Origin of the sequence: Marivirga lumbricoides (genome assembly GCF_014636295.1) — a bacterium.
Lineage (GTDB): Bacteria > Bacteroidota > Bacteroidia > Cytophagales > Cyclobacteriaceae > Marivirga > Marivirga lumbricoides.
Genome location: NZ_BMEC01000005.1, coordinates 267013 through 284288 on the forward strand (window position 1 = coordinate 267013; position 17276 = coordinate 284288).

The 17276-nt window shown below is 38.2% G+C and carries 10 protein-coding genes; all 10 read right to left on the minus strand.

Annotated elements, in window-relative coordinates; genetic code table 11:
• Nucleotides 1-2 precede the first annotated feature (2 nt).
• The 10 genes from IEV85_RS09630 to IEV85_RS09675 all read right to left on the minus strand — a co-directional run bounded on the left by IEV85_RS09630 (nt 3) and on the right by IEV85_RS09675 (nt 17236).
• Nucleotides 3-1397 (minus strand): RHS repeat-associated core domain-containing protein, encoded by a 1395-nt coding sequence (locus tag IEV85_RS09630; protein WP_188462703.1) that lies wholly within the window; start codon nt 1395-1397, stop codon nt 3-5.
• Between the two features lie 227 nt (nt 1398-1624).
• Nucleotides 1625-2440 carry a toxin-antitoxin system YwqK family antitoxin gene (locus tag IEV85_RS09635; protein ID WP_188462705.1) on the minus strand — a complete coding sequence of 272 codons (816 nt, stop codon included), beginning with the start codon at nt 2438-2440 and terminating at the stop codon, nt 1625-1627.
• 158 nt (nt 2441-2598) lie between these two features.
• Nucleotides 2599-3408: a toxin-antitoxin system YwqK family antitoxin gene (locus IEV85_RS09640; RefSeq protein WP_188462707.1), complete on the minus strand. Its 810-nt coding sequence runs from the start codon at nt 3406-3408 to the stop codon at nt 2599-2601.
• A 177-nt stretch (nt 3409-3585) separates the two neighbouring features.
• Nucleotides 3586-4404, minus strand: a complete 819-nt coding sequence (locus tag IEV85_RS09645; protein ID WP_188462709.1) for a toxin-antitoxin system YwqK family antitoxin — start codon at nt 4402-4404, stop codon at nt 3586-3588.
• Nucleotides 4382-5464 (minus strand): RHS repeat-associated core domain-containing protein, encoded by a 1083-nt coding sequence (locus IEV85_RS09650; protein ID WP_229712551.1) that lies wholly within the window; start codon nt 5462-5464, stop codon nt 4382-4384. Before IEV85_RS09650 ends, IEV85_RS09645 begins: the two co-directional genes overlap by 23 nt.
• 42 nt (nt 5465-5506) lie before the next feature.
• Nucleotides 5507-6034 carry a hypothetical protein gene (locus IEV85_RS09655; protein ID WP_188462713.1) on the minus strand — a complete coding sequence of 176 codons (528 nt, stop codon included), beginning with the start codon at nt 6032-6034 and terminating at the stop codon, nt 5507-5509.
• A 4-nt stretch (nt 6035-6038) separates the two neighbouring features.
• Nucleotides 6039-7142, minus strand: a complete 1104-nt coding sequence (locus IEV85_RS09660) for an RHS repeat-associated core domain-containing protein (protein WP_188462715.1) — start codon at nt 7140-7142, stop codon at nt 6039-6041.
• A gap of 560 nt (nt 7143-7702) precedes the next feature.
• Nucleotides 7703-8251: a hypothetical protein gene (locus IEV85_RS09665; RefSeq protein WP_188462717.1), complete on the minus strand. Its 549-nt coding sequence runs from the start codon at nt 8249-8251 to the stop codon at nt 7703-7705.
• 10 nt (nt 8252-8261) lie between these two features.
• A complete protein-coding gene (locus IEV85_RS09670) occupies nt 8262-13637 on the minus strand; it encodes a DUF6443 domain-containing protein (protein ID WP_188462719.1) in 5376 nt (1791 codons plus the stop codon).
• Between the two features lie 26 nt (nt 13638-13663).
• A complete protein-coding gene (locus IEV85_RS09675) occupies nt 13664-17236 on the minus strand; it encodes a hypothetical protein (RefSeq protein WP_188462721.1) in 3573 nt (1190 codons plus the stop codon).
• Nucleotides 17237-17276: the final 40 nt, after the last annotated feature.

Here is a 17276-nt window from a genome sequence, read left to right on the forward strand (position 1 = left end):
TTTTAGTTAATAGCTCTTCCTCCCACTGATATAACTGCTGCTTTTACCCACGCAGGAGTACCAAACAAGAATTGTCCTAATAAACCATAACCGGGCTGACCTAAATATTGCATTCCATGTCCTGCTCTCATGTGCAAACTTTGGTTAGGAAATGTCATTAAATTCCATGGTTGATTCGTTAGGTTTTCTACTCCGTACTTTTTCGCTGTTGCTTGCGAGACAGCCCAATGATGAACAGGTTCTCCTGTCTTTGCATACCCTTTTTTGCCTAACCATTTTCTTGTCGCCTTCCATGTATGACTTCCTAATTTCCATGCTCCTTTTGAAATGGCTGTGCCTACCGCTTTTACCAGAAAAATATCCGAAACAGCTAAAACACCATTCCCCAATGCCCTACTATAATCACCTTGTTGAGCCCAATATACAGCATCCCTTCCTGCTCCCCAAACCGGTATAAAACTTTCTGCGCCTGATGAGAGACCGACTCCTGCATTAGGGTCTGGCCTCCCATTTACACCAGAGCAATTACATTCTGGTCCGTACGTATTTACCTGTCGTTCAGGCATGAATACCGTAGCTCCGGCCCCTCCATTATAGCTGTCAGCAAAAGTATTGTAATCACCAAATATAGTGGCTCCCCAAGAGCCATGCAAACTGTTATAAGAGGCAAAGGCAATACCAGCTTCAATTGAGCTTCTGAAATCAGAGTATCCTCCATCTGCGCTCCATTGTCCACCACATCTGCCAATGTTATTGAAATCAATAGTAAGGTTGCCTCCACTGTACCCAGCTCCACCGCCACCGCCTGAGCCATAGGATCCGCCACCATAGCTTCCTCTAAATCCGTCACTCCAATGATAATTGCTTCCCGGACCTATAGAATGCATAGGACCTCCGCCTAAGCCTCCGCCACCGCTTGCTAACTCTCTCCACGATCTGAGATGGTCAGGGTTTGGATACATCCTCCCACCACTCGGGTCATTATACATAATCGGGTTATTGCCTCCATAGTTGTAAGGGCTTAAGTTGGCAAACTCATTGGCATACGGATCTACCACATTGAACCTGCCTAAAGTAGCATCATAATGCCTGTAGTGCATTTGGTAATGCCCGGTGCTGTCGTTGTACCGGCTGCCGGCATTGTACCAGTAGCGGTTTTGGCTTCGGGTATCGTTTTTATAGCTGTGAGCCATTGGCATCCCAAAAGGGTAGTAGTCCACGCGCTGTAATACTTCAAAGCCTTCCTGCAATTGGTTAAAGCTAAAATCATCAAAATAGATCTCCACATCTTCATCTGCCTGGTGGGTGAGCTCTGCTACCAGCATGCCATCCTCAGGAATCTCTATACTGAGCTCCAACCGTTGGTGCGGGCCGTAATAGCTGCGTTCATCATGCACCCTTGCAGCTTCTGTTACCTTTACAAACCCGGCATCAATTCTTTCTCCATTTGTATGGCTCCTATTAACTAACTATATTAATAAGAGCCATGTCTGATACCCTTTTTATGGTATTTGTCATCGCAGAATCTACAAGTAAAGGCTGTTTTAGTTATGTTTTGTAACAATTAAGGTATAGTGACAACTCAGGTGAGTTACATGAACAGGTAGCTGAGCTATTCTTTATTTTATAATAAATCAAAAGAAAATTTATTACAACCTTGACTTGAAAGATTATCTTTCAAAATCTCACATAAATAGCCTTTTATCTTTTCTTTATTCTTAAATTTATCAGTATCAATACACACTTTCGAGCCAGCATCTCGATAGCTTAATTTTTCACTGTTTATATCTCCTTTATCAATTAAAACTTCAACCATTAGTTTATCTTCAGGCATTATGGATTTTTCTAATATGAAGCAAATCTTATTATTCTCTTCTTTCATATTAATAGTGAAGTATGTGTCAATAATCTTCCCGTCTGAATCATATGTTTTATAATAGATTAAACTATCGTTTCGTTGAAACACATATTTCTTATGGTCTCCATTCTCATAATATTCATAACTTACTTTAGTTCGTTCTTTAAAATTATTCTTACCCTTTACAGAAATTTGACCATTAATATAATATTCCTCAAACTTCCCATGTAAATTACCTTCAACAAATTCCTGTTTTCCTCTTAAATTACCTAGGGAATCATAACAAAAGGTCCATCCATGTTGTTTACTGTTTTCAAATTCAGCAACATACTTCTTTTTACCATTTTTATAGTAAATAAAAGCTTTACCAACTTTTTCTCCCTCTATCCAATTACTTTTCTGCATTAACTCTCCAGATTCGTAGTATTTTAATGCGACACCATTCTTTTTTCCATTTTCGATATTATATTCATAAGCAATATTACCTGAAGGGTAATACTCTTTCTCTACTAAAGTACAAGATTCAAAGAGAACTAATACGCATAATATTAGAATATGTCTAGTTAGGAAGCCAAAGTTCATATTAACCAGTACGATGTTGTTTTTGTATAAAATGATTTAACTGCTGAAATTAATTAAATTAAAATGTAACATTATTTAATTTAAATCACATTACGAAATCATTTTTCCAACTCAGATAATTCATGAAAGGAACAGTCTAAAAGCTATTCTTTATTTTATTATAAATCAAAAGAAAATTCATTACAACCCTGATAAGATTGATCTTCTTTTATAAGCTCACAGAAACGACCACTTATGGAATCCTTGTTTTTGAATCTATCTCTAGCTACACAAACTTTATAGCCATCTGAACGAAACCTGAATTCATCGACATTCATAGTGTTCTCCCTGAATACCACTTCAACGCTAATTTCATCTTCTGGTATTATTGACTTCTCTAAGACAAAACTTAGCATATTATCATCCTCTTTTTTCATCCTTATTGTATAATAAGTTTTTATAATATACCCTTCATCATTAAAGGTTTTGGAATAAATCAAGCTATCATTTCTTTCAAAAACATAGCCCCTTGGGTCTCCATTAGGAAAATAACCATACATAACTTTTGTCGCCTTTTTATAATTATTAGTACCCTTCGACAATAACTCTCCACTCGTATAATACTCTTCAAATTCGCCATCCAAATGCCCTTCCCCAAACTTTTGTTTAGCCATTAAATTACCTAAAGAATCGTAATAGAAAGCCCAACCATGTTGCTTGTTATTCACAAAATTAGCGTTGTATTTTTCTTTACCATTTTTGTAGTAAGTAATTGATTTCCCTACTTTTACTCCGTTAATATAATTACTTTTCTGCATTAATTCTCCAGATTCGTAGTACTTTAAGGCAATACCATCTTTTTTTCCATTTTCTAGATTATATTCATAAGCAATCTTACCAGAAGAATAATATTTCTTTTCTACTGGAGAACATGACCCTAAAAATAATTTTATGAATATTAGTAATAGCCACTTAAAGAAGATATCCATTTGTATATTTACTAGTTTGATGCTGTTTTATAGTAATACATATTTCAGAAGATAAACTTGATTAAAGGTAAATGTAAGATTGCTTAGCTGAAATCACATTTTGAAACTATTATTATTATTGATCTATAATGGCGGCTCAAATAATTTAGAAGAGACCATTTATTAGTTATTTCAGTATTACTGTAAATCAAAAGAAAAATTATTGCAACCGTGATAAGATTCATCTTCGGTAAAAACTTCACAGAACAGACCACTAACCGTTTCTTTATCTTTAAACTTATCTTTAGCTACACAAACTTTACGGCCTTTTGCACGAAACTTTAAGTTATTACCATTTATAGAGGTTTCATTGAACACAACCTCAACACTAAGTTCATCCTCTGGTATTATGGTAGTGTCTATGATAAAACAAAGTTGGTTTTCATCTTCTGCTTTTAACTTTATCGTAAAATATGCATTTGTAATATCTCCAGTCTCATCTAAAGACTTTAAATATATTAAGCTATCATTCCTTTCATAAACAAACCTTTTAGGTTTTCCATTAGGAAAATACTCGTAAATCTTTTTAGTACCACCTTTAAAGCTATTTGTGCCTTTCGCCATAACCGTACCATCAGCATAATACTCCTCAAATTTACCATCTAAATTACCATCAACAAATTCCTGTTTTCCTCTTAAATTACCTAAAGAATCATAATAAAAGGTCCATCCGTCTTGCTTATTATTTTCAAAATTGGCTATGTATTTCTCTACACCACTTTTATAATAAGTAAATGATTTCCCTACTTTTTCTCCCTCTGCCCAATTGCTTTTCTGCATTAACTCTCCAGATTCGTAGTATTTTAATGCGACACCATCCTTTTTTCCATTTTCGATATTATATTCATAAGCAATCTTACCTGAAGGATAATACTCTTTCTCTACTGAAGTACAAGATTCAAAGAGAACTAATACGCATAATATTAGAATATGTCTAGTTAGGAAACCAATATTCATATTGACCAGTTCGATGTTGTTTTGATGTATCATTAACTCCTGTTTTGATATTTGGATGTACTAAAAATAATGTGTCTCCAATATTATATGATCTGTTACCATTTTGATTATAAAAAATTGTGTCACCGCTTATTTCATCTATAGGCCATGATTCACCAGTGTATGTAAAATGATCACGTGCTCGATTATACCATGAAACAAGACCATTGAGAGACCATTTATCCGGAAGTGCTCTGGTTATAGGGTCAACTATTATACCAGACCGTTCAGCAGTGGTACTGGAACCATTTCCTCCTTTACCTGAGGTCATAATTGTTTCTCCGTATGGTTGACAATCACAAGGAATCATGCTTTTTAAATCTTGCCCCATATGTGTACTCCAAAAATATTTACCTCCGGGAAAATAATCAAACATATTGAATGACTCTTTAACTTTAATTCTATCTGCCTGAACTGTACCTCCCTCAATAAGCTCATACCATTTATACCTGTTGCCAGAAGAAAAGAACTTAGAACTCATAAGCGCAAGCCATGCTTCTCTACCGTATTTTTCCAAAGCATTTTTCACCTGGTAATCAAACGTACTCATATCCCATTTATTTTCAAAGGATCTGCTACTTGAAAAAGCATAATCTCTCATCTGACTGCTGTAAGCATCAGCCCAATGATTGCCACTGCCCGGGCCAATAGAATGCATAGGACCTCCGCCTAAGCCTCCACCACCACTTGCTAACTCTCTCCACGATCTGAGATGGTCAGGGTTTGGATACATCCTCCCACCACTCGGGTCATTAAACATAATTGGGTTATTGCCTCCATAGTTGTAAGGGCTTAGGTTGGCAAACTCATTAGCATACGGATCCACCAAATTGAATCTGCCCAACGTGGCATCATAATGCCTATAGTGCATCTGGTAATGCCCGGTGCTATCGTTGTACCGGCTGCCGGCATTGTACCAGTAACGATTTTGGCTGCGGGGATCGTTTTTGTAACTGTGCGCCATCGGCATCCCGAAAGGGTAGTAGTCCATCCGTTGCAACACTTCAAAGCCTTCCTGCAACTGGTTAAAGTTAGGTTAATAATCTAATTTCACGATTTCAAATCACGTAAATTGTTTAATGATACTGACTAGTAGAAATAGAATTCCTGAAACTAAACCCATAACAGGAATTAATTTACCTATAAATTCACCATGCTTCATTTTTCTAATTCCCAAAAATTTAAATTTGTCATGACAGAAAATTTCAACTTTACTGTAATCGTCATAAGCTATTTTCGGAAGATAAATTTTTTTTCCATTTGTCATTACAATTTGAATTTCTTGATGTAATCCGTTATACTGATCAACCTTTTCTTCTATTTGAAAACCTTTAATTTCACTATATTTTAACTTTAAATTTCTACCATTAAAATAGCCAGTTAGAAAAATATTTAGATTATCGTACTTAATATTTAAGTGAGAAAAATCAATTCCCCATAGAAGAGTTAAAGCAAATGATGTCAAGAATATTGCCATACTCCATACTTTCCAATCACTAAGAAAATAAGGACTCAACAATAGCATAATTGATATAGATAAAAACGCTATAATTATTAACCATAAAATATTCTTTACTCTTGGTATTATCATATATTTATTCTTGTGTAAAGCTTTGATAGACTCTGTAGCCATTATAAATGAGCACCCCAGCACCAATTACCCATCCTACTGGGTTAGAAATAAGTCCCAATGTTACAGCTGCAGAGGCGCCTAAGCCAGCTGCATTAACTCCTATGTCAGCATAGTCCCAACCACTACCTTGACCAGATGCTATTTTATACGCAGAAACACCCATCCCTGCAATGGTAGCGACAGGTCCTGCTATTTTAGAAATTTTTGCTAATTTAACCATTTCATCACCGCTTCCAAGCTTAGTAGCAAATAGCCATGCCTTATCTGCAGCGTTACCTGTCGCTCTCGCTGTGGCTACAGTACCCGTAAATTTAGCATTAACTATTTTATCAAACCTTGAATTATACCACATATCTACTCCTTGGGAAACCCCTCCTAAGTAAATGCCTTGAACTGCAACTTGATCTGCTGTATAGCCCATTAAATCAAAATACCGAGTATTGTCTTGATATGGTCCCATAACAGCTTCTTCATATGTAGCTCCGCCCTTTATAACGCCACCTTCTATTATTTCATACCATTCGTAGCGGTTACCTGTATTGAAGAAAGAAGATTGTTGTTTGGCAAGCCACCCTTCTTTCCCTAAACTAGCAGCAAAATCTGATCTGTTTCCACTATTAACACCGTAATAGTTATTAAATGTTGATGAACTCATCATGGCGGCATTTCCACCAACTGATCTGTATCCGTCACTCCAATGATTCCCACTCCCAGGACCAATAGAATGGGTAGGTCCAGGTCTAAAACCGCCACTTCCTCCCCTTATAGCGTCCGCCCACTCAGCAAGTCTTTGAGGTGTAGGATACATTCTACCCCCACTTGGGTCATTATACATTATCGGGTTATTGCCACCATAATTGTAAGGGCTTAAGTTGGCAAACTCATTGGCATAAGGATCCACCACGTTGAACCTGCCCAAAGTAGCATCATAATGCCTGTAATGCATCTGGTAGTGGTCGGTACTGTCGTTATATCGGCTACCGGCATTGTACCAGTAGCGGTTTTGGCTGCGGGTATCGTTTTTATAACTGTGCGCCATCGGCATCCCGAAAGGGTAGTAGTCCATCCGCTGCAACACTTCAAAGCCTTCCTGCAATCATAAAAATAGATCTCCACATCTTCATCTGCCTGGTGGGTCAGCTCAGCTACCAGCATGCCATCTTCAGGAATTTCTATGCTGAGCTCCAACCGTTGGTGCGGGCCGTAATAGCTGCGTTCATCATACACACGGGCGGCTTTTGTTACTTTTACAAACCCGGCATCAATTCTTTCACCATTTGTATGGCTCCTATTAACTAACTATATTAATAAGAGCCATGCCTGAATCCCTTCTTATGGCATTTGCCATCGCAGTATTTACAGTCAATTGGAACTTTAGTTACGGTTTGTTGCATTAGGATAATTTTGGTTGAATTTAAAGTTGCTTTAAGCTAACCAATTTTTAAATAGACACTTAATATTGCTAAAATAAAATTAATTAATGCCCTAAAATAATGGTAGAACAAGAAAGTTACATTTTGGAACATTACCCAATTCCTTACTTTTCATAATTAATAAAAAGTCCTTCAGATTAAAAGAAATTTTAGTATAGTAATATGCAAATATTTCTATTTCCTAACAATTTTATTAATTCAAGTGATAAGGTAAATTTCCTTCTGAATAAAGGGATGAATTAAATTGATTTTCATCTGCTTCAAAAACTTCTTTTATTATTCTTGTGAGAAAATATCCGCTAAACCTTACTCTTTTGCCTAAATCGATTACATAATATTCAATTTGCCCACTTTTACTCATTCTTACCGTCTCAGATTCTTCACTAACAATCTTATCAAGTCTCAAAACCTGTTCTTTTTCCCAACCATTCACAGGTATATATAATGCTAAACCAAAATTAATGTCTGACTCCGATTGGCATAATTCAGGAAAATGTGCTCTATGCATTAACTGCATAATGAGTTTTTCCTTAATCTTTATATTTAATAAAAAATCATTGTTCTTCCTTTTAATGTCATATTCGAAAATTATATGCCGAATGGAATCTCTTAATCTAGCTGTAAAAGCTAGATTCGCATACTCTTTTGATTTAATCCCTTTCTTTTGCCCTATATTCTTTTTTACAATAGCAAAAAAGTACAATGACAACCATCCAATGAGAATTCCAACTAATATTTTCATCTATTTTTATTTACCAAGGTGCTTGACCAATTATTGCAATATATCGTTTTATACGTTCCCATCTTGTAAGAGGGCCAGTATTATTTGGCACACCAGTGATTGTCTGCTCAAATGATTTATTTATCTGAGTTGCCCTAGAAGAATAATTTAGCGCAGGCTTTGTTAATCCTAAAGACTTCAATGTTTGTTGTGAAGCTACCCTTCCATTAACAGCCCATTTCCAGACACCATTGCTTTTTACTAAAATTCCGGAAATATTACCAATCTTAGCTGGCGAAGGAGCTATACCTGTAACTGGAGCCGGACCCGTAGGATTACCATCTCTATCATAATGGATTCCATTTTCATTTCCACCTGTCCATAGATACTCTAATCCTCCTAAAAACCCTTCATAAGGTTCTCTAGAATCACCCAATAAATTAAAATCACTAACATCACTTCCACCATTTGTATTCTTATTTAGCCCCCCTAATTGATTACCCTCCAAGAAAAGTTGGTTTCCGCCTCCTTCACTAATAGAGTATAAATTCCTACCATTTCCTACACTGCCGTTTAGTCCTATCCCTGCTAAGGTTTGATAATGACCAGCTTCATTGGCAGTCATTAAGGGTGTATTTAAATTTGGTCCCCAACCATACTTGCTTAGACTAGTCAGCCCGTTTGTGAAAGTAAAGTTATGTATTCCATCGGCTAAATCTCCGTAATTTACAGTTAAATTCCCAGTACTTAAGGTCCAATTTCCACCGCCATAGCCGTAGGATCTGCCACCAAATCCGTCACTCCAATGATAATTGCTTCCCGGACCTATAGAATGCATAGGACCTCCGCCTAAGCCTCCGCCACCGCTTGCTAACTCTCTCCATGATCTGAGATGGTCAGGGTTTGGATACATCCTTCCACCACTCGGGTCGTTAAACATGATCGGGTTATTGCCGCCATAATTGTAGGGGCTTAAGTTGGCAAACTCATTGGCATAAGGATCCACCACATTAAACCTACCCAAAGTGGCATCATAATGCCTGTAGTGCATCTGGTAATGCCCGGTGCTGTCGTTGTACCGGCTTCCGGCATTGTACCAATAGCGGTTTTGGCTCCGGGTATCGTTTTTGTAGCTGTGTGCCATTGGCATCCCAAAAGGGTAGTAGTCTATGCGCTGTAATACTTCAAAGCCTTCCTGCAATTGGTTAAAGCTGAAATCGTCAAAGTAAATCTCCACATCTTCATCTGCCTGGTGGGTCAGCTCTGCTACCAGCATGCCATCTTCAGGAATTTCTATGCTGAGCTCCAGCCTCTGGTGCGGGCCGTAATAGCTCCGTTCGTCATACACACGTGCAGCTTCTGTCGCTTTTACAAACCCGGCATCAATTCTTTCTCCGTTGGCATCAAAGAGGTAATAGTCCATACTGGCCAGTGGGGGAGCAGTGCCATCATCTCCACTCCATAAAGGTGCCAGTATTTCGCCTGAGGCATTACTGATGTAGGTAATTCCTTCTCTGCTTACAGTGCTTAAGCCATTGCTGCCCATTAAGGCCCCCATAAAAGTAAGGGCGTCCAGTCCGTTATCCTGCTGCCTGAAATCCAGGTACTTTACAAATACTTCCAGCTCAACTATGTCGCCCTTCTTTACTTCTCTTTGCAGCTGAGGGCCTAGTTGTACTCCTTTTCCACCGTTCAAACGCACGGCTCCTGCCTGCTGGCCAGTATTGGCCGTATGATTAAGCGGTGCCGGCACAGGAACGGCAGTGTTCAGTTTGGCATAATACTGGCTGGCGGCAGCTTCATTGCTGCTTTCCATGGTGGCTGTCATGTTCACCTGGCTTTGCATGTTGGAGAATTCCACCCGGTTATTGCCCTGCGCATCTTTCAGGTAATAGCGGTATTCCGGTATTTCCTGCTCTTCGCCATGCAGCACTATGCTGCCTTCCCTTAATTGCAGGCTTTTGAGTGTGCCTTCTTCCCAAAGTCCAATACCTGAGTAATCCAGTCGGCTTATCATCTGGTTGTTTTCGGTATCCACCATTTTCTCAGCAAGCAGGTTGCCGGCAAAATCATACTCAAAAACCTGCTCATAGCCGGATTTCAGTTGGATGGTCTCAGGCTTGTTCAGGAAATTATAGCTTATTTCGGTCTCTTTATTATGGTCTTTAATCAACCTGCCACTTTCATCGTATTCATATTGGGTAGCACTTAATTCACCGGTTTTTTGGGTAAATCCCTGTGTTTTATTGCCCCTTTCTGAAACGGATTTAAGTCTGTTGGCATCATAGGTATAGGTCAGCTCGTCCATCAGGGAGCCATCCGCTGCTGTTCTTTTTAGGGCCGTAATATTGCCATTGGCATCGTAGTTAATAGAACTAAGTGAATTAGCTGTCGTAGCTTGCCAGGGCCCTTGGTTTTTCTTATAACCATTAGCCTTTGTAAGTCTGTCTTGTTGATTGTACTCATATCTATAACCCAGTTTTCTTTCTTTCATACCTTCCGGAGTACTCCAGGATACTGCTGTAATATTTCCAGTGTAGGAAGGTGTATTCGAAAAGTCAATATCCTGTTGATCATAAAAGTATCTGATGTCGAAGGCATCAGCAAAGGCATTAAAAGTACCGCTTTGCTGATTAATGCTTAACAGTCTGCCGTTTCCATCGTACCCGTAATCCATGGCCTGTAAAAACTTGCCCGATGTCCCTTTGTGTATGGCTTGTTGCTTTAACTGGCCTAAACGATTGTATTCATAGGCGGCTATAGTCAAAAGCGGTCCTTCATTAAAACTCTGAAATACTTTCATCAGCCTGCCTAACCTGTCGAATTCAGATTTTCTGTAAAGTGTAATATCTGTATCTGCATTGATAGTCAGTTCAAATTCGGATAATGCATTCAGAAAGTTATAGGCAAAACTACTTCTGTGGGTATGGCCGAGGAAGTCTTCCTGTACTGTTTGAATAAGCTCCTGCTTAAAATTATAGTAATTGACAAAGCGTGACCATTCATCGCCTCTCAGCTTTCTCACCCTGCCACCTGTAAGTGTTCCATTGGTATTGTTGGATTTCATCACCCCATTGATTTTCTCCGGGGCTGTAAATTTTAAGTTAGTTTGGGTGGCAAAATCGAAACCATAGTGATCATAATACAGCACAGAGTATACATCTTTGATAGATATACCTGTAGGAAAACTTGTGTTGGTATAGCCATAAATGGCAGTGCCTTCTGTTTCGTAGGGTTTTGTATTCGAAGAGGTATAGAATTGATCTACCTCTGCCTGTATTGCTGCTTGTGTCCTTGAAGAAGGGTAATAGCCTGAATAGATAATCTCGCCTTCTTTATTATACTTATTAAACAACCAGATCTTTTTTGCTAACATACTATGATTTTGGTAGAGTACGGGTCTGTCCAGCTTATCATAAACAAAATACTCTTTTGAAGCACCGGGTTTGCTTTGGGCGCTAAGCCTGTTTTGCTGATCATAGGTATAAGTAAAAGCTAAATCACGAATGTTTTGAACGTTAACTGTTGTGTTGTTAGCCTGAGTTTTAATTTTTTCTGTTAGTAATGGAGGGACTAAAATTAACAGCTGATCATATTCATTGTACACATAATAGGTAGTATTTATGCCATCACTTGATGCAATTAACCTGCCCAATTCATCTGTATAACTCGTAGATGTTCTATTATCCGCATCTGTTGAAATACTTTTGTAGAGTTTGTTAGCTGCATATATTCCTCTTTTATACAGCTGTCCATTCTGGTACTGAAGTTGCATGATAGCATCAGCAGTTGTATTCAGTTCATAGCTATAGCTGCTTACATTTCCGGAAGCCATACTGTTTTTATCACCTATGCCCGCATTTTTAGTTACTCTCTTCCTTGGGCTTTCCTCAATTTTTGCTTGCGAGTAGGGTATAAGGTTTGTTTGTTCCGATGTGAATCCGCTATTGTAGAAATTTTTCACTTCACTAACAGGGTTTTCCCGGTATTGTCCATTGCTGTTGCCTACAATGTAGGAAAGGTATTGTTTAGGGGAATTAGTTTGTTTTACGGGATCAGCAAATTCCACAATGTCCCCGCCATCCACGGCTCCTTTAATGGTCAGTTTTTGAGCAATGCCTCCCATGGCATCAGGATAGAAAATTTCCTGGCTTTTTTTATTAAAATTTAAATTAGCCACATCATCTTCATCAGTTATGCCTTCTACAAGCAAGGTGGTTTTAATGCTAAAGTCTCGCTCTTGTGCAGAAAGCGTAGTGCTTACGAAGAAATCATCTGAAACCAGTGTTTTTCCACTTTTGGTAACTTTTACAGAATATTGACCAATTTTGGTGGCATTATAGGTTGTAGCAGTGGCATCGGTAATTTTTTTACCGTTTTTATACCACTGGTAAGTATCATAAAGGGTGGGGACTCTTAGTGTTAAATAGCCAATGGTAGGATTGATTTCATTGCTGCCATTGGAGGTATAGATTCCGGGAATGTCTATCAGGGTAATGGTAACGGGTATTCTGCTACTTACGCAACCATTTGAGTTTCTTGCCTGAGCATACAAAGTTTTAGTGGAAGTAACCAGGGTTTCGTAACTTTTGGAAGAGCTTGCATTGAGTGCTGCACCTCCGGAAACACTGCTAAACCAGAAGTAGTCATAGCTGTCGGAGCCTGAGACAGTAAACTTTCCAAATCCCGGACCTATTTGTGTGATATGATTAGCCTGAGGCGCAGCAGGTGTAGCTTTTACGTTTACATACACCGATCTGGCGGTACTCCAGCTGCTGCATTTTTTTGCGCGTAGGTATACATAACCGGAAGAGGTTCTCTCATAGGTAGAAGCCGAATTGCTGGTGCTTGTACCATTGGCACTGGTTTGCCAGTATACCTGGGCTCCCGATACATTTGTTTTATAAACAATAGATTTTCCACAATTATTGACTACAGTGGGCACAGGCGGTGTACCAGGTGTAGGGGTGCTAACACTCACCTGTTTACTTGCATAATAAGGGCTCCAGCAGCCATTCTTGTAAGCGCGCAGATATACCATTTTAGTACTTGTTACGGTCAGTGTTTTGGCACTGCCATAACTGGTGGTTTTTTGAGTGGAACTCATTTGCCAGTAATAGGTAACTCCACTTGGCGGGTTAATGCGCTCAACGGTTACAGAACTACATGTACGTGATTTTTCGGAAATAGCATTAGGCACCGGACTCTGCACATTGCAGGGCGTAGGTCCCGGGTCCGGATCATTAGGATCGGGATCGTCCGGGTCTGGATCAATCGGAAGCGGTAATGCTCTTTCCTGTATTTCGGTGCTGTCCTTTTGTGCCTGCGCCTGTAGATTTGTGTTGTTAAAAACTAATACAAAAATGAATAAAATTGAAAGGGGTAGTATGCTTTTAAAGTGCTTCATGAGTCAATTCGGTTGATGTTGAAATTTTAGTTAGTGGAGTTAGGTTGCGGTTTAGCAATAATGATAAAGACTTCTTCTTTTTTGCTTCCAAAGCTGTCAGTCATCACGCATTTTAAGCTCATAGGGCCTGTGTAATAAATGTCCGGGCTGGGCCCTTCGTCCACCAGTTGATAAGAACCACCTGAGGTACTACCCTTATACCACTGGATTTTAGGAATATTGCATTTTACACCAGATGCATAAAGCACAATTTGAAGCTTTTGATATAATTGTATGGTAGCCAGGTTATGGATGGAAATGCTCACCTTATCAAGGTCATCAGCAGCCTCTCCGGGCAGTACCTTAAAATACTTGCGTACAGTTACGGATTCCTGACCTGCTTCATCTGACACCCTGCACTTTAATGTCAGGTAGTTGGCACAAAACATTTCAAATTCAATTTCACCGTCAAGAGTAGTGCCTAATGCGACCTCTGTCCCATTTTGCTCTACGCCATACCAGGAGTAATATATTTCTCCACATCCACCTGAGCTATTTACATTAACTGTAATCTGGTCTCCAACTTCCACTATCTCGGAAGATCCTGAAATCGATGCAGTTAAAGGGCTTGCATTTTCGTCTTCACAAGGTTTCAATTGTGCATAATTGTGCTCCATTGTCCATAAAAGGTTTCCATCTGCATCCCATTCAGCCGTTTGCTGATCAAGCAGGCTGTAGGCATACCTTGAAGTTGAATTTTTATAGTCCGTTTGCGTAATAAGGTTATCCCTTTCATCAAAATTATAAGTAGTCATTAAGGCATCTCCTGGCATTATCCTGACCTCATCAATATATGTATTTGCAGGTACATCAATTTTGGTTGAGGTGAAGGGCTTCTCTACGTATTCCCAGGCGTAAAAGGCTGTTCTTTTCCAGTAGGAGAGTTTTAAATTTTGCGCTGAGGGCTTGAAAGTAACCGGCAATTGGTAGGAATTTCTATGTCCTTTTAAGCCGGTTTTAGTTACTCCTGAAATGCCATTTTCTTCAAAAGAAGTGTAAAAAACATCATTTACTTTAGCGTTGCTTACCTCAGCTATTAATTGTGTGCCATGGCTATTATACAAAAAGCTTTCATATATTCCTGACTTTACAAATTCTACCTGTACAGGATGTAGAAATTTGTCAAAAGAAGTAATCGTATTAAGCTTATAATTTTTATTGGAAATTAAAGGTATATCTGATGCCTGATCATCAGCTATTTCAAAGCCGTAATTTTCAGTATTGATGTAGGTAGTTTCATTATTATCCCCGTATTGTACTTCATTATATCCATTGATTACTCCCTTGATAGTAAGCCATTCATTGTCTCTGAAAATCTCTGTCTCAGATAGGATAAGTTTTTTCTGTAGGTTGTTATTCCGCATTGCTGTATAGGGAAGGAAAGAGAAATCTGAAGGATAGAAAAATTTATTTCGTTGCCGTGCAATTCCATTGATATATTGCAAAGTAACAGAAGGGTAACCGGCTGTATTAAAATTGATTTTTTCTGCAGTGGTGGTAGCTAGTTTACTGTTTTCGTAAGATTTAGTAATGGAAGAATCCTGACGAAAACTTTTCAATTGAAAGCTATATGACTTAAAGCCGGCCCTTGCACTTAGAGAAGGTAAAGCTGTTCCATTAATGGTGTCTGATCCCTTTGGCTTAATAGCAACAAAATTACTGGCAATTTTAAAACCCCGGATGGTTGCACTTACAGCATAGGTCTTATAAAAGTTGGTTGTTTCATTTAGGAGTTTGCCCTGTTCATTAAAGGTTTGAATATTTTTTAAGAAAGCAATAGGTCTTTTCAGTTCAAAATCATCAAAAATAATAGCTGACCCACTTTCTCCTCCTGTTGTTATTGATGTATTAACTCCCTCAATTATTTCATAATCATAAATTGTACGGCCAAATCCTTGCTCGTAAGTAATTACTTTTTTGTATAATACGCCAGAAGGAGCTAATATTTCATTTTTTAAATTGAATGCTTTATTACCAATACTAATTATGTTTGATAAAGTGGCATTATTGGTGAAGCCTGTCCAACTCTGCTTCTCGTAAAAATTAATAGGTTTACTGATTAATACCGGCTGTTCATAATCATAATATATGGTTACTTTTTCAGGAGAATTTTTGTCCGATGTAATAATTGAATGAAGTCTGGCTCCCCCTGCAAAATCAAGATTTTCATTACTTAATGTATGTCTTTCGAAAACAAATTCCTCTATTTTTCCATTGGAATAATTAATCTTCTCAAGCAAGCCTGCATTGAAAAATGTGCTACTACTATTAAAATTACGGGTATTAATTCCCACAGGAGTATAGCTTGCACCTTCAGCATTGTAGCTTATAGCAGGATAATGAGTTTGGAGGTAATTATTAGCTATATCCAATTCGTTAATATAACCCCAGTAATCTATAAATCTGTTAAGGCCTTTCGCGGAAAGAAATCTTAAATTATTATATTCAAGATCAATTGTTCTTACGGTTTCCTCTGCTGAGGATTGAAAATCAATTTTTTGCAGCCAAAGTCCGTTGGTATTTATTACGTGTTCAAAACTCACATTTTGCAGTACTAAAGTACTTCCATTGTTGCTTTTTTTCTGAAAAGAAATATTGGATAAGATCAAATCCTCTTGCTGAGTATCTTTTCGGCCAAGTGCGTAGTTGAGTTCACATTTACTTTCTGCAATTCCTGAATTAACAGTTATAGAATTAAGATATACCTTTTTGTAATTAACTGAATAGTTGGCGTAGAAAATATCTGAAGAATATAAATTAGATGCATCATTCGTTTTGAGTGAGGTAGCCCTGTAGCTTCCTTTGTTTAAATTTATCTCTTGAGATGACTTGTAGCCAAATTGAATTATATCTTTCCTGGTAGTAATAATCTTCGTAACAAACCATGCACTGGTATTTCCATTTGCCTTCTCTATAGCATTTGCCCCTCCTAAAAAATAATGATTGCCACTGCCATCCAACACTTCCCATTTTTCATTATTATTAGCAGGATTGGGCCTCTTTATTTTAATTTGAGCATTACTGCTGATAACAACTTCCCCGTTGGCATCAAAGTAGAACTCTTCTTTTATGCCGTTTATGTTAATAAAGAATATGTCAGGCTGAGAATCTTTTGAATAATTGAGAATATCTGCTAAGTCACTTTCGGTTAATGAACTGAAATTAGTTTTTAAAGCTTTATTCAAATATCCTTCCGGGCTGAAATCGTCAATACCTCTTATTACCCTGCTGATAGAACCCAGGTTATCCAGCTTCCAACCCTCACCTGCAGAACCGGAGTGTGTAGTATTCTGATAGCCTGAGGCTCTGTAGGTTAAGCTGATAGGATAGCTCATGTGCCGTCCTTTTAAACTACCGAGCTGGATGGTTTTTTGCATGATACCTGCAGCCTGACTATTAGATTTTGTAACCTCATTGATAGAGGAAGTGAGTTCATTAGACGGAGTAATATATAACTCGGGGCGTTCTAAAAAAGCTATATCCTGACCCTGTAAAGGAGTATGGTTGATAAAATAAATAGCCAAAATTAAACTTAGGGTAAGGCTGATTGAGTGTTTCATATTATTAAAATTTAAGCAGTTTTAAATCTACTTTGCTGAA